An 18,761-nucleotide genomic window follows, 5' to 3' on the forward strand; every position below is an offset into this window, starting at 1 on the left:
AGGGGTTGGTGACTTCAATTCGGGCTTTGACAGCGCGGGGCGTTCATGGCAAGCGCGCCAGCTTCCAATCGGTAATTTCCCTTCAAAGAGGAGCGCGTGCCCGTGTCCAAGGACAAGCTCGGAACCAAGCAGGTCTGTCCGTCCTGCGAATCGCGATTCTATGACCTCAACAAACGCCCGGCCGTCTGCCCCAAATGCGGCGCCGAATTCGACCCCGAAGACGAGGTCATCCGCACCACCATCACCAAGGTGAAGGCGAAGGCCGCCCGCGCCGCCGTGAAGGCCGTGGCCGAGGATGACGACGAGGCCGAAGAAGAGGACGATGCTGTCATCCGCGACGATGACGACGAGGCCGCCGAGGTCGAGGACGAAGTCGAGGAAGACGACGAGGAAGAGACCAAGGAACTCGTCGGCGAAGACGATGACGTGATCATCGAAGACGCCGAAGACGAGGAAGAAGCTCCGGCCGCCGGCAAGGTTCCGGCCGGATTCACCGAGGACGGCGCCGAAGTTGACGACGATGACGTGATCATCGCCGACGACGAAGACGAGGAATTCGAGATCGACGATGACGAAGATGGCGACGACGATCTGGCCATCGACGATGACGAAGACGGACGGTGATAAATAGGACTTGAAATGGCGGGAGGCTGAGACTAATCCTCCCGCCTTCCCGGTCAGGGGCCATAGCTCAGTTGGTAGAGCGCTTGCATGGCATGCAAGAGGTCGTCGGTTCGACTCCGTCTGGCTCCACCAGGACCCTTTTGAAGGCAGTCCTGTCAAAAACCGGGCATTTGGCCCACCTTCACACGCCTGTTAGCGCCGCGCCGCCATGTTGCCGCATCCCGGTGCTTGAACCCGACACATTCGGGGCCCACCTTCTGTGCATGGCAGAGCACCAGCCTGCCAGCGACCCCGCCCGGGGCGCGGAAAGGAGTGGACCCATGACGACCGGACTGAAATCGCACGCCCCTGAAGGCAATACCTTCGTCTACATCCGTCATCTCGCTGACGGCGAAATCCGCAGCCTGTTGCCGCCGGAAGCCCTCGATGATGTGGCAGACCCGGATGATCTGTTCATCGTGGCCTCCGCGGACGGACAGCGCCTCGCCATCGTCGAAGGCCGGGAAGCCGCCTTTGCCGCCGCACTCGCCAACGACCTGAACCCGCTCAGCGTTCACTGAGCCTGCGATCTTCTTGCTTTTCCCCGGATTGAAGCTGACACTCGTGTCCGCTGATCCGGGGAGGACACCATGAAACTTTCGCGCGCGGCCTGTGCGATTCCGCTGGCACTGATCATCGTTGCCTGCACGCCCAACGCCTCATCGCCCCCCGCCGCTGATCCTGGTGCGCCGGCGCCGCTTTCCGCAGAAGGCGACTTCGGCGCCACCCTTCAGGCCGCGCTGATCAGTGCCAGGCCCGGCGACACGATCCAGATGCCGGAAGGCACCTTCTCGCTGATCGATTCGCTGTCGCTGGATGTCGAAGGCGTCACGCTGCGCGGCGCCGGCGAGGGCAAGACCGTGCTCGACTTTGCCCAACAGGCCGGCGCAGGGGAGGGCCTGCTCGTCACCTCCGACGGCGTCACGCTCACCGGCTTCACCGTCCGCGACACCAAGGGCGACGGCATAAAGTCCAAGGGCGCCGACCGGATCATCTACCGCTTCGTCACCGTCGAATGGACCGGCGAGCCGGAAGAGACCAACGGCGCTTACGGCGTCTACCCGGTCGAATCGAAGGACGTACTCGTCGAGAATGTCACCGTGCGCGGCGCCTCTGACGCCGGCATCTATGTCGGCCAGTCCTCCAACATCATCGTGCGCAACTCGGTTGTCGAATACAATGTCGCCGGAATCGAGATCGAGAATTCGTCCGGCGCGGACGTGTACGGAAATATCGCGCGCAACAATACCGGCGGTATCCTCGTCTTCGACTTGCCGGACCTGCCGGTCTCCGGCGGCAATTCCACGCGCATTTTCTCCAACCAGATCCTTGCAAACAATACGCGCAACTTCGCCGCCGCCGGCAATATCGTTGCCGGCGTGCCGTCGGGCACCGGCGTCATCATCATGGCAAACCGGAATGTGCATGTGTTCGACAACACCTTCGAGAACAACCGCTCCACCGGCGTGCTGATCACTGCCTATTCGCTGCCCTTCACCGATGCGGCCTATAATCCGCTGCCGCGCGACATTGTGGTGCGCGCCAACAAGTATACCGGCGGCGGAGATGATCCGCAGGGGATCCTCGAGCCGCTGGCAGATGCGATGGGCGGCACGCTGCCGCCGGTTGTCTGGGACGGGGTCACCTCCTGGCCGGGCGCCGAGCCGCAGGCCGTGAACCTTACCATCAGTGAAGCCCCGGAAGTCGGCTTCCTGAATTTCGGCGTGCCCTCCTATCCTCTGGACCCGGCGGCCATTGCGCCGTCCACGGATCGTCCTGTGGGCACGCCGCCAGCGGAGCCCGCGCCCATCGTGCTTGCGCACGTCCAGGAGTAAGCCTTGCGCTTCGCTGCCCTTTTGCTGGCCGGTGTCCTGTCGGCCTGCGGCCTAGGAAAGGCCGGGGGCCCGGACATGTCGGTCATCCTCGCCGAGCAACCGGCGAAGACCTTGTCCGACTACCGTCTGTTTGCGGACGCTTCTGCATCGCAGCCGGCGCTGGGCGTCACCGCCTATGACCTCGTCAATCCGCTCTTCTCCGATCACGCCGCCAAGCACCGCTTCGTCTTCGTGCCCGGCAGCGAAAAAGCGGTCTATGACGGCGAGGACGTGTTCGCCTTTCCGGTCGGCACGGTGCTGGTGAAAACCTTCGCCTTCGCGCCGGACATGCGCGCGCCGGGAGAGGGCGCCTACAAGGTCGAGACGCGCCTGCTGATCCACAAGCAAGCCGGCTGGGCCGCCTATGCCTATGTCTGGAACGCCGAAGGCACCGAAGCCGAATATGCCCCCATTGGTGCGCGGCGCGAAGTCTCGACGATTGACCCGGCAGGTCGTCCGCTCACGATCAATTACGCCGTGCCCAATCAGAACCAGTGCAAGACGTGCCATCAGGCCGGCGCCGTCATTGCGCCCATCGGCCCGAAGGCGCGTAACCTGAACCATCATGGCCAACTCGAAGACTGGCTGGCGAGGGGGCTCCTCGACCAGCTGCCCGCCGGCGCGCCGGCGGCGGCGCAAGTGTTCGATGTGTCGCTGCCGCTGGAGGCGCGGGCCCGGGCCTGGCTCGATATCAACTGCGCCCACTGCCACAAGCCGGATGGCTCGGCCTCCAATTCGGGGCTCGTGCTGTCATCCACCGAAACCGATCCGGTGAAGGTTGGCATCGGCAAGCGTCCGGTCGCGGCCGGGCGCGGCGCGGGCACGCTGTTCCAGGTCATCGTGCCCGGCGCGCCGGACCGCTCGATCCTCGCCTACCGCATGGCGTCGGTGGAGCCGGGCGTTGCCATGCCGGAACTCGGCCGCAGCGTACATGATCCGGAAGGGCTCGCACTGATCCGCGAATGGATCGGCAAGATGGAGTCGCGCTAGCGCTTGCCGCCCCGCGCCCCGGCGCTAGCTGGCGCTGCGAGGACATTCCGGAGACTGACTGATGAAAGCCCTGATCCTGCTTGCGGCGCTGATGCTTGCGGCTTGCGCCACGCCGGCTGCGCCCGCCGCCGAAGCCCCGCCCGCCGAGGCGGCCGCGCTCGCCCCGTCCGCCCTGGACGGCATCTGGGACGTCACGATGTTCTGGTCGCCCACCGAGCCACCGAGTTCGACCGTCATGGCGCTGAAGACCAGCGCGGACAACAAGGTCACGGGCTCGTTCTACGAATCGGAATTCCTCGAGGGCGAATACTCCCTTCGGGGCGACACGCTCGCCTTCGGCAGTGTCACCACGGACGGCGCGGCGCTCTACAGCCATTCCGGCCGCTTTGCCGGCGGAAAGATCGAAGGCCAGACCTTGTCGCACGGGCGCGATTTCCTCATGATCTGGGTCGCCGCCCGCCGCGCGGAGTAACCGGAGACCAGGCGATGACACCCCGTATCCTCGTGGATGCCGATGCGTGCCCGGTGAAGGACGAGATCTACAAGGTCGCCCTGCGCCATGGCGTGCCGGTCGTCATCGTCGCCAACAGCTATATCCGCATCCCGGAGCATCCGCTGATAAGCCGCAAGATTGTCAGCGACGGTTTCGATGCCGCCGATGACTGGATCGCCGAAGAGGCCGATGCCCTTTCAGTCGTCATCACGGCCGACATCCCGCTCGCCGACCGCGCGCTCAAAGCCGGCGCCAAAGTGCTCGGCCCCACCGGCAAGCCCTTCACGCCGGACTCGATCGGCGGCGCGCTCGCCACCCGCGCCATCATGGCAGACCTTCGCGTGGGCGTCGCCGGGATAGGGGCCACCGGCCCTGCGCCCTTTTCCAAGACCGACCGCTCCCGCTTCCTCTCGGCGCTCGATACCGCCCTGGTGGCGGTCAAGAAAGCCGCAAGCTGAACGATCCGTACACACTTGCCCTTAACGGGCACCGTGCTAAGGGCCGCAGATGAGCCAGATCACGCTTCACAAGGGGGATCTCCCCAAAGGCCTCGATTTCGGGCCGGTCGTCGCCGTCGATACCGAGGCGATGGGCCTCAATCCGAACCGGGACTACCTCACCCTCGTGCAGCTCTCGGCCGGGGATGGCACTGCCCATCTCGTGCAGCTGACCCGCGATTTCGATTGCCCGAACCTGAAAGCGCTGATGACCGATCCGCGCGTCGTGAAGCTTTTCCACTTTGCGCGGTTTGATATCGCGATGATGCGCAAATGGATGGGGATCACCGTGTCGCCCATCTGGTGCACCAAGATCGCCTCGCGCCTCGCCCGCACCTATACCGACCGTCACGGCCTCAAGGACGTCGCCCGCGAAGTTGCCGGAATCGACATGTCGAAGGCCCAGCAAAGCTCCGACTGGGGCGCCGCCACGCTGACCGAGGCTCAGATCCATTACGCGGCCTCCGATGTCCTCTATTTGCACCAGATCAAGGCGGGCCTTGAGGTCATGCTGAAGCGCGAAGGCCGGATGGGCCTTGCAGAGGCCTGTTTCGGCTTCCTTCCGGTGCGCGCCGAACTCGACCTTGCCGGCTGGTCCGAAGAAGACATCTTCGCGCATTCCTGATTCCGGGTCTGAGGCGGGTGCGCCGGCCTGCCAGGCGCGCTTTCACTTCGGCGATATCGCGGCTATGGATCATAGCCTCGTAACGCGTGCAGGATCAGGCCGACCCCGACACATGGATTCCAGCCTCCATCATGACCCCGCCACGCTCTGGGCGCCGCGGCGCCAGCTGACGCTGGCCCAGGCCCGCCGCCGCACCGACCGGGTGCGCTATCTGCGCTATGCCCTCGTGGGTCTGGCCGCTGTCGCGATCGGCCTTTTCGTGGGCTACATTTTCCGCAGCGCGCTGAGCCAGGATGCCCGCCCGCCCGCCGTGCGCGATGACGAATCCGTCACCATGATCAACCCGCGCTTCACCGGCCGGGATTCCTCCGGCGACGTGTTCACGATCACCGCCGACGCTGCCCAGCGCCGCCGGACGGAAGAGGGGGTTGTCGACCTCGTCAATCCGATCATGCGCGACAGCAAGGGCGCCGAACTGAAAGCCCCCACCGGCTATTACGACCGCGACAAGGGCGTGCTCGAGCTCTACGAAGCGGTCAACATCACCGATAGCGGCGGCTATTCCTTCATCAGCCGGGGCGCGCGCCTGATCCTTGGCGAGAACCGGGTGGAGGGATTGTCACCTCTGGAAGGCAAAGGGCCTCTTGGCGACATCCAGGCAGACTCGTATGAAATTCTCGACGGCGGCAACCGCATCGTCTTCAAGGGCAATGTGAAGACCGTAATCTATCCCCAGCCGGCCGAGACGCCGGCAACGTCTGAAAGTGAGCAAGATGTCACTCCGTAAAGCTGCTGGCGCTGTTGTGGGACTGGCCCTGGCGGCAGGGATGCCGGCCCTGGCGCAGATCTCGTCCGAAGGCGGCCCGATCTATATCAACTCGGCCCGCACTGAGAGCATCCAGAACGAGCGCAAGGTCGTGCTGATCGGGGATGTCGACATCCAGCAGGGCACTGCCCGCCTGCGCGCCAATACGGTGACGATCCGCTTTCTTGAGAATACCGGCGCCAGCCAGACCAACACCGTTGCCGGCGGGTTCGGACAGGTTGAGAACATCGTCGCCGAAGGTAACGTTTACTACGTGACGCCGGAGCTGAAGGCCAAAGGTGACCGCGGCGTCTACGAACTCGCCACCGACACGATTACGATGACCGGTAACGTTGCCCTGATGCGCGAGCGCGACGTCGCCGAGGGGGAAACCCTCCGGATGGAGGTGAAAAACCGCCGCACGACGCTCGAAGGCGGCTCCGGCCGCACAAGGATGGTGATCGAGCCGTCGAACCCGCCGGGCCAGACCCAGTGAATTTGACGGGATTGGTGAAACCGATCTTAAGCATGACCAGTTAAGGCTGTGGGAGGCCGGAAAACGGCCGTGGATGGATGGAAAACGGGATGACCAAAGCGGCCGAAGGCCTGGTAGTCAGCAATCTTGCCAAGTCTTTTGGCAAGCGCCAGGTCGTGCGCGATGTGTCCCTTTCCCTCGACCGCGGTGAAGTTGTCGGCCTGCTCGGACCCAACGGGGCCGGCAAGACCACCTGCTTCTACATGATCATGGGACTGATCGGTGCCGATTCCGGCGCCATCTCCATCGACGGCGAGGATGTGACCCGCCTGCCGATGTATCAGCGCGCCCGTCTGGGTGTCGGATACCTGCCCCAGGAAGCCTCGATCTTCCGGGGCATGAGTGTTGAAGAAAACGTCATGGCCGTTGCGGAGCTTGTCGAGAAAGACAGCGCCGCCTGCCAGGCACAGGTCGACAGCCTGCTCAGTGAACTGCACGTGGAACACCTGCGCAAGCAGCCGGCGACGTCCCTTTCGGGCGGCGAGCGGCGGCGTGTGGAGATTGCGCGTGCGCTCGCATCTCGTCCGAGCTTCATGCTACTGGACGAACCGTTCACCGGCATCGACCCGCTCGCCATTTCAGACATCTCCGACCTCGTCCGCTTCCTCAAGCAGCGCGGCCTCGGCGTTCTCATCACGGACCACCAGGTCCGCGAGACGCTGCAGATCGTGGACCGGGCCTATGTGATGTATGATGGGGCAGTCCTCTTCAACGGCACGCCGGAAGACGTGCTGCGAAACGAGGATGTGCGCAGGGTCTATCTGGGTGAGCAGTTCGCCGCTTGATCTCAGGGGGCGCGGCCTATGGCCATGAAACATTCACTCGACATGCGCCAGGGCCAGTCCCTGGTGATGACGCCGCAACTCCAGCAGGCGATCAAATTGTTGCAGCTGTCGAACCAGGAACTTGCCGAATTCGTCGAGGCCGAGCTTGAGCGCAATCCGCTGCTCGTGAAGGTCGAGGACGACAACAGCGCGCCGGAAGCCGGCGAACCGGTCCGCCGCGAGGAGCTTTCGCTGGACGAACGCACGGGCCAGGGCGAGGCGCGCGAGCAGCTCGATGCACCGGGCGAGGATCTCTACGAACCGGGCACCGGCTCCGATGCCGCGATGCCGGCGAATGCCTCAGGCCCGTCCGCCAAGACCGACTGGTCGACGGCCGGAAATGGTCAGGCCTCGGAGGATTTTGATTATACCGCCAACCTCTCCAGCGACATCACGCTGGCCGAACACCTGCACACGCAGCTGAATTTTGCCGGCCTGTCGGACGCTGACCGGCTGATCGCCGCGCGCCTGATCGACGAGACGGACGAGACCGGCTACCTGCGCACATCGCTGGATGACGTGGCGAAATCGCTCGGCGCCGATATCGCGAATGTCGAAGCTGTGCTCGGCGTCTGCCAGGGGTTTGATCCCACCGGCGTGATGGCGCGCTCGGTGCCGGAATGCCTTGCGCTGCAGTTGAAGGATCGCGGCCGGCTTGATCCGGCGATGCAGGCGATGCTCGACAACCTCCACCTCGTCGCCAAGCATGACCTGAAGCAGCTGATGGATGTGTGCGGCGTCGACAAGGCCGACATCCAGGACATGCTGCTGGAACTGCGCCAGCTGTCGCCGAAGCCCGGCGCAGGCTTTTCGAGCGATACGACCGTAGCCGTGGCGCCGGACGTTTATGTCCGCGAGTTGCCGAACGGCATGTATGCCGTGGAACTCAACTCCGAAACACTGCCGCGCGTGCTGATGGACAAGGCCTATTATGCTGAAGTCACGGCGCTGCCGATGCGCGACAAGGAAAAGGAATTCATCTCCGAATGCGCGGCCTCGGCGACCTGGCTGATCAAGTCGCTCGACCAGCGTGCGCGCACGATCCTGAAAGTGGCGAGCGAGATCGTCCGCCAGCAGGACGGCTTCTTCGCCCATGGTGTGGCGCACCTTCGCCCGCTGAACCTGAAACAGGTTGCCGACGCGATCGAGATGCACGAATCGACCGTCAGCCGCGTGACGTCCAACAAGTACATGGCGACGCCGCGCGGTCTGTTCGAACTCAAATACTTCTTCTCCGCCTCGATCCCCGCGACTGGCGGCGGCGAAGCGCATTCCGCCGAAGCCGTCCGTCACCGGATCAAGCAACTGATCGAGGACGAGGCGCCGGAAGACGTCTTGTCGGATGATCAGATCGTCGAAATCCTTACCGGCTTTGGCATCGACATTGCCCGCCGCACGGTCGCAAAGTACCGCGAGAGCCTGAACATCCCCTCGAGCGTCCAGCGCCGCCGGATGGGCAAGGCGGGATAGGTTTTCCTGTCGCGCACATGAGGCGGCCGGATGCAGCTCTGGGGCTGGCCGGTTCCTGGTTCTTCAAGTTCTGCATTGCCAGCTCATCTCCGCTTTCGCGGCGATGAACGGCTGTTTGCCAGCTTATGTCTTGAGTAGCGCGTCGACTTCCGCGCGTTGGGGGAGACTGGGCTGGGCGCCGGGCCGGGTGCACGTAAGGGCGCCGGCTGTCACCGCGAAGGTAAGGGCGGCGGCTTCTTCCAGGCCCTCGATGAGCGCGGCGGCGAGGGCGGCGAAGAAGGTGTCGCCGGCGCCGACGGTGTCGACGACGCGCACGTGCGGGGGCCGGGCCGAAGCGATCCGTCTGCCGTCTTTCCACAGTTCGGCGCCCTCGCTGCCGAGGGAGATGGCAACCAGGCGGCCGGGGGCGTGCAGCGCGTCGCCATAGAAGGCTGCCTCGGTCTCGTTGACGACGAGGAGGTCTGCCTCGGCGAGCAGCGCGTCCGGCACCGGCAGGGCCGGGGCCAGGTTCAGCGCGACCAGGCCAGTGGCGCGCTGCGCGGCGGCGAGGAGGGCAGGGACGGGGACTTCAAGCACGCCGAGCATGTGTTCGATCGGTGCGCCGGCGACATCATCCGGTCCAAGCGCATTATTCGCTCCCGGACAGACGACGATCAGGTTTTCGCCTTCCGGCGAGACAGCGATCAGCGCGACGCCGGTGGTCTCGCCGTTGAGATACTGCGTGGCGGAAAGATCGACGCCGCCACTGCGCAGCAGCTTCAGCGCTTCCTCGGCCATGTCGTCATTGCCGACGGCGGCGACGAGGCGTACCTTGTGCCCTAGACGCGCGGCGGCGAGCGCCTGGTTGGCGCCCTTGCCGCCCGGATAACGCGCGAGGCGCGCGCCGGTGACGGTCTCGCCGGGATGCGGCAGCGGGGCGCCGGAGGCGACGAGGTCGAGATTGACGGAGCCGATAACGGTGATCATGCGCGGGCTTTCAGAAGGTCTTCGATGACGCCGAAGAAGGCATCGGCGTCGGCGGCAGTGACCCAGGAATGGGGGCCGCGCCTCGCATCTTTCACCCTGGTGCGGCCGAACTGGGCGCCGGGGCGCGTGACGACGCTGACGCGGCAGGGCTTCACCTCGAAGATTTCAGGTGCGAGCAGGTAAACGACCGTAGACGGATCATGCATCGGCGCCATCTGGCCGTTCTTCCAGCGCGCTTCCAGCTTGTTGCCGGCGGCGAGCAGGTCGACCATCATCTTCGCCTCAGTGCCTGGAATGGAGGCGAGGGCCGCGAGGCGGCCTGCTTCGGCGCGCACAGTGTGGGTGACATCGAGACTGAGCACCGTGGTGCGAATACCTGCGTCGAACACGATGGCGGCGGCGTGAGGGTCGGCGAAGACGTTGAACTCCGCAAAAGGCGTGATGTTGCCGCCGATCTGGTCGCCGCCGGCCATGACGACAAGGTGGCCGATCTTTGCGGCGATCTCCGGCGCCATGACAAGGGCGGCGGCGAGATTGGTCATTGGGCCGGAGAGAATGACCGTCTGGCTGGCGGGCTTGGCGGCACAGAGGCGCGCGATCAGTTCGCTGACAGCGTGGCCGGACGCGAGCGGGGCTTTCGGCTGGAATATCTCGATACCTTCGATGCCGCTCTCACCGTGGAAGTCTTCCGCCGTGACGGGCTTGCGCAGGATCGGGCGGGGACAGCCTGCGTAGACGGGCACGTCCGGGCGGCCCATCCGTTCACAGATCATGCGGGCGTTGCGGCTGGTGAGGCGCAGGGGCACGTTTCCGGCGACAGCGGTGATGGCGCCCACCTCAAGCTTCGGAGACATGAGGGCGATCATCAGCATGACGGCATCGTCGATGCCGGGGTCGCAGTCGATGATGAGGGGCAGGGGCCCAGACCTGGACGAGGCTGTCATCCGCGGGCCTGCAGCTCGGCGATGATGCGCTTGTAGTGCTCGTCGAGCGGGGGGCTTTCATATTTCACGCCGAGGGCTTCCATCGCCATGTCCGCGGTCACCTTTGCTTTCTTGCGGCCGTAGAGGCGCGCGACCATCCGACTGGTCGCGCAGACCTGACCTTTCGAGATGAACTTATGCTCGAAGCAGATGAAACAGTCCTCCCACCCGGCAAGGCGCGTGTGCAGTTCGAACTTCTGCGGATAGCGCAGCATACGGATGTAATTGAACGATTCGTACTGGACGATCGGGATCCAGCCGCGCTTGCGATAGGTCTTCAGGGCGCCGGTGCGGCCCATGAAATTCATCGTGCCGAGATCGGTGAACGAGGAATAGCGCGAATTGGTCATGTGGCCCATCGGGTCCTGGTCACCAAGCCAGACGGCGGAGCGCACGATATGCAGGTCGAGGAGGCCGGTCTTCACCTTCGAGAAGAAGGCAGGAAGAAAGACCCTGAGGAATCGGAAGAAGAGGTTCATGAGCGGGTCCGGCTGTTTTCCGCAGCCCTGTTTGTCAGCGCCTATGTATGCGGAGCGCCGCAGACGCTTTCAAGCGCCGTGCCGGATAAATTAGCCATCACGCTAAGCGGTGGCGGTTTACTCTGCCGGCTGCGCCAGCGCTTCGGTCTCGGCTTCAAGCTTTCGGGTAACGTCTCCGGGCGACCCGGTGCCGCGGGCGAGGAGGTTGTAGGCGGCCGGGACAACCAGGAGGGCCACCGTCACGGCGGCAATCGCGCCGAAGAAGATGACGATGCCGATGGCAGTGCGCGTTTCGGCACCGGCCCCGTGGGTGAAGATCAGAGGCAGGGCGCCGGCGGCCGTTGTCATCCCGGTCATCAGGATCGGACGGAATCGGGCGAGGGCGGCTTCCTTGAGCGCGACGTCGAATTCCTTGCCCTGGTCGCGCAGCTGGTTGGCGAACTCGACCACGAGAATCCCGTTCTTGGCCGCCAGTCCCACGAGCATGATAAGACCGATCTGGGTATAGATATTCAACGTCTGGCCGGTCAGCCACAGGCCCATCATGCCGCCGGCGAGCGTCGCCGGCACGCACAGCATGATGATCAGCGGGTGGACCCAGCTTTCGAACTGCGCAGCGAGTACGAGGAAGACGATCAGAAGGCCGAGGCCGAAGACGAAGAGGATGGACGAGCCGGCGGAGCGGAACTCGAGCGACTGGCCCTTGAAGTCGATCTGGGCTTCCTCCGGCAGCACGTCCCGGGCGACCCGCTCCATCCCATCAAGAGCGGCGCCGAGGTTCACGCCGGGCGCGAGGTTGGCATCAATGGTGATGGCGCGTACGCGGTTGTACCGGTTCAGCGTCGGGCTGTCGGCGAACGGCACGATGGTGACGACGCTGGCGAGGGGGACGAGTTCGCCGGAGCGGGCTGAGCGCACATAGATGTTCTGGACGTCGTTGGGTGTCGACTGTTCCGAACGCAGGCCCTCGAGGATGACGTCATACTCTTCGCCATTGTCGATATAGGTCGTCACCCGGCGCGAGCCGAGCATGGTCTGCAGGGTCGATCCGATTTCGGAGACGGTCACGCCGAGGTCGGAGGCACGCTGGTAATTGATCTGTATCCGGTACTGCGGCTGGGTTTCCTTATAGTCCCAGTCGACGTCTGTGATGCCGGGATTGTTCGCTTCGAGAGCCGCGACGAAGGTGTCGCGCCATTCCACGACCTGTTCGTAGGAGGGGCCGCCGATGACGAACTGGACCGGCTTGCCGCCGCCGCCGGCAAGGCCCTGGCGCATGATCGCGAAGGCGCGGATGCCGGGCAGGTCGGAGAGCTTGCCGTTGATCTCGTTGATCACCTCATCGGCAGGGCGCCGGTCGCCCCATTCGGCCAGCACGGCGACGACGTTGCCCTGGTTGTAGGCATTGGAGCCAAAGCCCGGGGCGCGGACGAGCAGTCGGCTGATCTCGCCGGATTCCGTATACGGAAGGAGGCGCCGCTCTATCTCGTCGAGGTATTTCGACATGTACTCGAAGGAGGCGCCTTCCGGGCCTCGCACGGTCACGAAGAAGCTGCCACGGTCCTCGCGCGGCGTGTATTCCTGTCCGAGCGTCTGGAACAGGAACCAGATCGATCCAAAGGCGGCGAGGAGGCCGGCGATCAGGAAGATCGGCGATTTGACCACGAGATCGAAGATCTTGCTGTAGAGCCACTTGATCCGGTCAAATACACTGTCGATCAGGTTGGGGATGACGGCCAAGGGACCCTTGCGCGATTCGCCGTGGGGTTTCAGGATCTTGGAGGCCAGCATCGGCGACAGGGTCAGCGCGACGAATCCGGAGATGGCGACAGAACCCGCAATGGCGACCGCAAACTCGGTGAACAGGCGCCCGGTATTGCCCTGCATGAACGTGATCGGGATGAACACGGCCATGAGCACGAGCGTGGTGGCGACAACGGCAAAGCCGACCTGGCGCGTGCCGTTATAGGCGGCGACGAGCGGCGTTTCACCGAGCTCTTCCATGCGCCGGTGGATGTTTTCGAGCACCACGATGGCGTCGTCCACGATCAGCCCGATGGCGAGCACGAGCGCAAGCAGCGTGAGGAGGTTCAGCGACAGGCCGAGCACGAGCAGGATGATGAACGTGCCGATCACCGAGACCGGCACGGTGACAGCCGGGATCAGCGTGGAGCGGAAACTGCCGAGGAAAAGGAAGATGATGACGGTAACGAGGGCCACAGCGATGCCGAGCGTCAGCCAGACTTCCCGGATTGAGGCTTCGATGAAGACCGAGCTGTCGAAGGCGCGGTAGATCTGCATGCCGTCCGGCAAGGTGGTGTTGAGTTCGTCAGCGAGATCCTTGGCGGCCTGCGCAACATCCACGGTATTGGCGGTGGACTGCTTGACGATGCCGAGGCCGACCATTGGCTGGCCATTGCCGCGGAAGGTCGTGCGATCATCCACGGTGCCGCGCTCGACACGGGCAACGTCGCCGAGACGGACGAGATAGCCTTCGCCCTGGGCGATCACGAGGCCGGCAAAGTCGTCCACCGTGCGGAAGGCGCGGTCGATGCGCATCGTATAATAAAGGTCGCCGGCTTCGAGGTTGCCGGCAGGCGCCTCGATGTTTTCGGAGCGCAGCGCGCGCTCGATGTCGGCGGCGACGAGGCCGCGCGCGGCAAGGGCGCGCCGGTCGATCCAGACCCGCATGGCATAGTCGCGCGCGCCGCCCACCTGGACGCGGGCAACGCCGTCCAGTGAGGAGAAGCGGTCAACGAGGTAGCGGTTGGCATAATCGGTGAGTTCCGGTGTCGCGAGCTTTTCGCTGGCGAGGTTCATCCAGAGAATCACGTCATCATCGGCGTCGGCCTTCTCGACTTCCGGCGGGTCGGCTTCGTCGGGCAGCAGGTCTACGATGCCGGACACGCGGTCGCGCACGTCGTTGGCGGCCGATTCAATATCCCGGTCGACACGGAATTCGATCGAGATGTTGGAGCGGCCGTCGGAAGAACGCGAGTTGATGAAGCGCACGCCTTCGACACCGGCGATGCGGTCTTCGATGATCTGGGTGATGCGCGTCTCGATAACCGAGGCTGAGGCGCCCGGATAATTGGTCGAGATCGAGACCACCGGGGGATCGATGTCCGGATACTCGCGCAGGGCAAGGCGTGTGAAAGACACGAGCCCGAACACGATGATGATCAGCGCAAGGACCGATGCGAAGACCGGCCGCTTGATCGAGGTATCCGACAACAGCATGGCGGCCTACTCCCGGTTTGCCGCAGACGGCTCTCCGCCTCCGCCTGGTGACCCTGCCAGTGATGGCTTGAGGACAGCTTCGTCCTGTAGCTTGATCGGGGCGCCTTCGCGCAGGCGCAGGGCGCCTTCGGTGACGACCCGCTGATCTGGCCCGAGGCCGCTCAGCACTTCGACGCGGCCGTTCTGGCGCAGGCCAACATCGATCTTCACGCGGTTGGCCACCGGTCCCTGGTCGCCGTCAGCGACGACCCAGACATAGGTGTCCGGGCCCAGCGGCGTCAGCGCGCCTTCCGGCACGGAGAGCGCTTCGCGCGGCTCGGCCAGCAATGTGACGGCCGCGAACATGCCGGCTTTCAGGAGCCCGTCATCGTTGGGGATCATCGCGCGCACACGGACCGACCGGGTGACGGGGTCAATGGTGTTGTTGATACTGTCGACGATGCCCTTGAAGGTGCGACCCGGGATGTCGGCCGAGCGGGCTTCGATTTCAAGGCCGGGCTGGAGGCTTGTTAGGAAGATCGACGGTACCGCAAAATCGAGACGCATGACGCTGTCGTCGATCAGGGTGGCCACGACATCGCCCGGGCGTATGAGAGAGCCGACGGAGACCTTGCGGAAGCCGAGCACGCCGTCGAACGGGGCAACCAGGACGCGGTCGCGCTGGCGCGACTGGACCGCGCGCAGCTGGGCCGCCGCGGCGTTGGCATTGCGGCGGGCGACATCGAGTTCGGCCTGTGAGACGGCGCCCTGCGCCGTCAACGGCTCCAGCCGGGCGAGTTCCTGATTGGCCTGGGCGAGTTCGGCTTCGGCGCCTTCAACGAGCGCGGTCTGCTCGCGCTGGGCCAGCGAGACAAGCGTCTTGCCCGCTTTTACGCGCTCGCCATCCTCGAAATAGACGGCGGTGACGCGGTCGGATGCGGAGAGCGTCAGGTCGGCACGTTCGTTGGCTTCCAGCGTACCGATGGCTTCGACGCGGTTGGCGAACATCTCGGTACGGACGGGTTCGGCGAATACGCTGGCCGGGGGCGGTCCGCCGCCGCCCGCGCCGGGGCCGCGGGCCGCAACGACCGTGTCATGCTGTGTCAGCGCGGGGATCCCGTAGAAGTAGCCCGCTGCGCCGAGGAGGCCCAGAACGGAGACAACGCCCAAGCCGCGCATGATGGAGCCTGCGAGTGTGCTCTTCGTCATGGATTTTCTTCCTGCTGCGCCCTGAAGGCGGCGAGTTCTTCGTCCGTCCAGATGCCGCCGAGGCTGCGATAGGCGCGGACGGCGCGGCGGGCGATTTCGGCTTCGTTGACGGCAAGCTGGTCTTCGGCTGACAGCAGGGTGCGTTGTGCGTCGAGCACATCGAGGGACGAGTCGAGGCCTTCCTGGAAGCGCATCCGGGCGAGTTCGAAGGAGCGGCGTGCGGCGGTGAGGGCGGCTTCCAGGTCGGCGCGGCGCTCGCGCTCGGTGAGGTAGTTCGACAGTGTCGTCTCGGTTTCGGAGAGCGCGTCGAGGACGGTCGCCTCATAGTCAGCGACAGTGCCGAGCGTGCGGGCATCGCTGACATCGATCTGGGCGTAGACGCGGCGCAGGTCCGGGCCGGCCCAGCTGATCGACGGGCCAAAGGAGAGGCCGATGGAGTCTTCGTTGAAGGCGACGCCGGTGTCGGAAATGATCCCGAGCAGGCTGGCATTGAGCGTGATGCGCGGGAAAAGGTTGGCGCGGGCCACGTCGCCAAGCGCCAGCGCAGCGCCGATGCGGGCTTCGGCGAGGCGCACGTCGGGGCGGCGGCGCAGCATCTCTTCCGGCGCGCCGGCGGTCAGCGGCGCCGTGAGGCGCGGCACGCGGGCGATGCGGGTGCCGTCGAGACTGGCGGTCAGGGCCGGTTGGGTGGCGGCGGAGCCGGTCAGGGCAGCGAGACGATTGCGCGAGGCCGCAATGGTCGCCCGGAAGGTCGGCAGGGAGGAGAGGGTGGTGCGGTACTGCGTCTCGGAGCGGTTGAGGTCGAGTTCGTTGGCGCGGCCGTTGTCGAACAGCGTACGCACGAGATCGAGGCTCTCCTGCTGCGCCGCGGCGTTGGCCTCGGCGACAGCGAGGCGCGCCTCGGCGCTGCGCAGGTCGATATAGGCGAGGGCGGTTTCCGACGCGATGGAGACGGCCAAATCGCGGCGCAGTTCGCGGGCGGCGGTCTCGTCATACCGGGCCGCTTCGATGGCCGCGCCGATGCGCCCGAACGCGTCGAATTCCCAGCCGGAGGCAAGGCCGAAATCTGCGCCGGCTTCGAAATTGTCGGCGCCGCCAACCGGGCGGCTGGCGCTGGCGCTGGCGGAAGAGGAGAGGGTGGGACTGCGGCCGAGGAGGGCAAGGCGCAGCAGGGCTTCGGCTTCGGCAACGGAATAGTCGGCGCCGCGCAGCACGGGCGAGGCTGTCAGGGCGGCCTCGACGAGGCGCTGCAGCTCGGGATCGTCAAACCCGGTCCACCAATCCGCGCTTGGGGCGCCGCCGCCGGACAGGGACGGGAAGGCTGCGCCGGAATCGACCCTGGCCGCTGCAGTGACGGGCGCTTCCGGCACGCCGGCGCATGCTGCAGCCATGAGGGCGGCAAGCGCGATGCCCGCAAGGCGAGCCGGCCGGGTGGGAGAAAACGTTGTCATTTGCCTCGACAGATAGACGCAGAACCTTACCGATCAAGCCAATGCACGGCCTGGGCCTGTTCAGCCCCTTTTTAGGAGCATAAACGCTTTCGGGGCGGAAGTCCGTCGGTTCGGGCCTGTTTATTTTGCCGTCACTGTGATTTTCCCGCTGAAACAGGCGAATCCGGACTGTTTACGGGTTCGGGATGGATCAGGCCGGGACTTCCTCGCCCCTGGCCAGGCGCGTGTTGCGGCGGGCAAAGAGCAAGTAGAGCACCAGTCCGGCGCCGTTCCAGATGAAGAAGTTCACCTGGGTGGATACGGGCAGGCTGACGAAGAGGTAGAGGCAGCCCGCAATGCAGCCTGCGCCGACCAGCGGCCAGAGCGGCGCCTTGAACAGGCGGGCGCGCTGCGGCTGCTGCACGCGAAGGACGATGAGACTGGCGCCCACGGCAATGAACGCCGCCAGCGTGCCCGCATTCGCCAGGGCAGCGAGTTCCCCGAGGCTGAAGAGGCCGGCAATCACCGCCATCAGGAGGGCAGTGACGGCGGTCATCAGCACCGGTGTGCCGCGCTTCTCGCTGACCCGGGCAAGGCGGCGGGGCAGCATGCCGTCCCGTGCCATGACGAAGAAGATGCGGCTCTGGCCGTACATGAAGGCGAGCAGCACCGTCGGCAGGGCGACGATGGCGGCGCCGGCGATGACGGTGGCGGCAAGGTCGCTGCCGAGGGTGCGGGCGATATGGGCGAGGGGTTCGCCCGAGGCCGCAAATTCCAGGAACGGCATGGCACCGATCGCGGCAGCGGCGACGGCGAGGTAGATCAGGACGCAGACCAGCATCGAGCCAACGATACCGATGGTCAGGTCGCGTCCCGGGTTCTTCGTCTCCTCGGCGGCGGTGGAGACGGCGTCGAAGCCGTAGAAGGCGAAGAAGATGATGGCCGCGGCGGCCATCACGCCGACCGAGACAGCCTCGCCGTTCACGTTGATCTCGTTCTTGCCGAAGCCGTAAGGCATGAAGGGCGACAGGTTGGCCGGATCGAAGTGCGGCGCGGCGATGGCGACGAAAGCGGCGAGTGCGGCGACCTTTACGACCACGAGCACGGCATTGATGGTGGCGCTCTCGCGCATGCCGAACATGAGGAGGCCGGCAACGACGCCGACAATGCCGACGGCGGGCAGGTTGACGAGGCCAGGCGTGTCAGTGCCGAAAGGGCCGCTCGTGAGGTAGTCGGGCAGGCCCCAGCCGATGCTGTCCAGAAAGCCGTTGAAGTAGCCGGACCAGCCGACGGCCACCGCCGAGACGACGAGCGAATACTCGAGGATCAGGCTCCATCCGATGATCCAGGCGAGGCCTTCGCCGAGGGCGGCGTAGCTGTAGGTATAGGCGCTCCCGGAGGCGGGGATCATCGTCGCGAGTTCAGCATAGGCGAGGGCCGCGAAGACGCAGACCCCGCCTGCGATCAGAAAGGACAGCATCACGGCCGGGCCGGCCTTGGCCGCGCCGACGCCGATCAGCGTATAGATGCCGGTGCCGACGATGGCGCCGACGCCGAGGGCGATCAGGTGCGGCCAGCTGAGCGTGGGCTTCAGGCGGGTGCCGTGCTCGAAGGTTGTGATCGTGTCGATCGACCGCCGCCGCGTGATGAATGACATGCGCTTTGTTCCCCGCCGCCCGTGGCTGGCGCCACCTTAGTG

Annotated in this window: 18 protein-coding genes and 1 tRNA gene; 12 read left to right on the forward strand and 7 right to left on the reverse strand. The window is 65.2% G+C overall.

What is annotated here, in order from left to right; all coding sequences use genetic code 11:
• Positions 1 to 102: 102 nt before the first annotated feature.
• From Q0C17_RS09610 to rpoN, 12 genes are all read left to right on the forward strand, one after another.
• Entirely contained in the window at positions 103 to 624 is a 522-nt protein-coding gene (locus Q0C17_RS09610) for a TIGR02300 family protein (RefSeq protein WP_291205033.1), read from the forward strand.
• Between the two features lie 56 nt (positions 625 to 680).
• Positions 681 to 756, forward strand: a tRNA-Ala gene (locus Q0C17_RS09615).
• Positions 757 to 944: 188 nt separating this feature from the next.
• On the forward strand, positions 945 to 1,184 hold the full coding sequence (locus tag Q0C17_RS09620) for a DUF1150 family protein (protein ID WP_291205036.1): 240 nt from the start codon (positions 945 to 947) through the stop codon (positions 1,182 to 1,184).
• A 69-nt stretch (positions 1,185 to 1,253) separates the two neighbouring features.
• On the forward strand, positions 1,254 to 2,498 hold the full coding sequence (locus Q0C17_RS09625; RefSeq protein ID WP_291205040.1) for a parallel beta-helix domain-containing protein: 1,245 nt from the start codon (positions 1,254 to 1,256) through the stop codon (positions 2,496 to 2,498).
• Between the two features lie 3 nt (positions 2,499 to 2,501).
• Positions 2,502 to 3,527 (forward strand): SO2930 family diheme c-type cytochrome, encoded by a 1,026-nt coding sequence (locus tag Q0C17_RS09630; RefSeq protein ID WP_291205043.1) that lies wholly within the window; start codon positions 2,502 to 2,504, stop codon positions 3,525 to 3,527.
• Positions 3,528 to 3,588: 61 nt separating this feature from the next.
• Entirely contained in the window at positions 3,589 to 3,999 is a 411-nt protein-coding gene (locus tag Q0C17_RS09635; protein ID WP_291205047.1) for a hypothetical protein, read from the forward strand.
• A 14-nt stretch (positions 4,000 to 4,013) separates the two neighbouring features.
• Complete coding sequence (locus Q0C17_RS09640) at positions 4,014 to 4,478, forward strand: YaiI/YqxD family protein (protein ID WP_291205050.1); 465 nt, start codon at positions 4,014 to 4,016, stop codon at positions 4,476 to 4,478.
• 49 nt (positions 4,479 to 4,527) lie between these two features.
• Complete coding sequence (locus tag Q0C17_RS09645; protein WP_291205053.1) at positions 4,528 to 5,142, forward strand: ribonuclease D; 615 nt, start codon at positions 4,528 to 4,530, stop codon at positions 5,140 to 5,142.
• 112 nt (positions 5,143 to 5,254) lie between these two features.
• Positions 5,255 to 5,929 carry an LPS export ABC transporter periplasmic protein LptC gene (gene lptC, locus Q0C17_RS09650; RefSeq protein ID WP_291205056.1) on the forward strand — a complete coding sequence of 225 codons (675 nt, stop codon included), beginning with the start codon at positions 5,255 to 5,257 and terminating at the stop codon, positions 5,927 to 5,929.
• Positions 5,916 to 6,443 (forward strand): LptA/OstA family protein, encoded by a 528-nt coding sequence (locus Q0C17_RS09655; RefSeq protein ID WP_291205059.1) that lies wholly within the window; start codon positions 5,916 to 5,918, stop codon positions 6,441 to 6,443. The genes lptC and Q0C17_RS09655 overlap by 14 nt, the downstream gene beginning before the upstream one ends.
• A gap of 89 nt (positions 6,444 to 6,532) precedes the next feature.
• Positions 6,533 to 7,267 (forward strand): LPS export ABC transporter ATP-binding protein, encoded by a 735-nt coding sequence (lptB, locus tag Q0C17_RS09660; RefSeq protein WP_291205062.1) that lies wholly within the window; start codon positions 6,533 to 6,535, stop codon positions 7,265 to 7,267.
• Positions 7,268 to 7,285: 18 nt separating this feature from the next.
• Positions 7,286 to 8,776 carry an RNA polymerase factor sigma-54 gene (gene rpoN / locus Q0C17_RS09665; protein ID WP_366914798.1) on the forward strand — a complete coding sequence of 497 codons (1,491 nt, stop codon included), beginning with the start codon at positions 7,286 to 7,288 and terminating at the stop codon, positions 8,774 to 8,776.
• 123 nt (positions 8,777 to 8,899) lie between these two features.
• Here rpoN and Q0C17_RS09670 read toward each other — a convergent pair whose 3' ends face one another.
• The 7 genes from Q0C17_RS09670 to Q0C17_RS09700 form a co-directional block, all read right to left on the reverse strand.
• Complete coding sequence (locus Q0C17_RS09670) at positions 8,900 to 9,742, reverse strand: ribokinase (RefSeq protein WP_291205068.1); 843 nt, start codon at positions 9,740 to 9,742, stop codon at positions 8,900 to 8,902.
• Entirely contained in the window at positions 9,739 to 10,686 is a 948-nt protein-coding gene (locus Q0C17_RS09675) for a nucleoside hydrolase (protein WP_291205071.1), read from the reverse strand. The genes Q0C17_RS09670 and Q0C17_RS09675 overlap by 4 nt, the downstream gene beginning before the upstream one ends.
• Complete coding sequence (locus Q0C17_RS09680; RefSeq protein WP_291205074.1) at positions 10,683 to 11,204, reverse strand: acyl-CoA thioesterase; 522 nt, start codon at positions 11,202 to 11,204, stop codon at positions 10,683 to 10,685. Before Q0C17_RS09680 ends, Q0C17_RS09675 begins: the two co-directional genes overlap by 4 nt.
• A gap of 117 nt (positions 11,205 to 11,321) precedes the next feature.
• On the reverse strand, positions 11,322 to 14,444 hold the full coding sequence (locus Q0C17_RS09685) for an efflux RND transporter permease subunit (RefSeq protein ID WP_291205077.1): 3,123 nt from the start codon (positions 14,442 to 14,444) through the stop codon (positions 11,322 to 11,324).
• Between the two features lie 6 nt (positions 14,445 to 14,450).
• Complete coding sequence (locus Q0C17_RS09690; protein WP_291205080.1) at positions 14,451 to 15,632, reverse strand: efflux RND transporter periplasmic adaptor subunit; 1,182 nt, start codon at positions 15,630 to 15,632, stop codon at positions 14,451 to 14,453.
• On the reverse strand, positions 15,629 to 17,083 hold the full coding sequence (locus Q0C17_RS09695) for a TolC family protein (protein ID WP_291205083.1): 1,455 nt from the start codon (positions 17,081 to 17,083) through the stop codon (positions 15,629 to 15,631). Before Q0C17_RS09695 ends, Q0C17_RS09690 begins: the two co-directional genes overlap by 4 nt.
• Before the next feature lie 190 nt (positions 17,084 to 17,273).
• Positions 17,274 to 18,719 carry an amino acid permease gene (locus Q0C17_RS09700; protein WP_291205086.1) on the reverse strand — a complete coding sequence of 482 codons (1,446 nt, stop codon included), beginning with the start codon at positions 18,717 to 18,719 and terminating at the stop codon, positions 17,274 to 17,276.
• Positions 18,720 to 18,761: the final 42 nt, after the last annotated feature.

This window comes from Hyphomonas sp., assembly GCF_022844445.1.
In the GTDB taxonomy this organism is placed as follows: Bacteria; Pseudomonadota; Alphaproteobacteria; order Caulobacterales; family Hyphomonadaceae; genus Hyphomonas.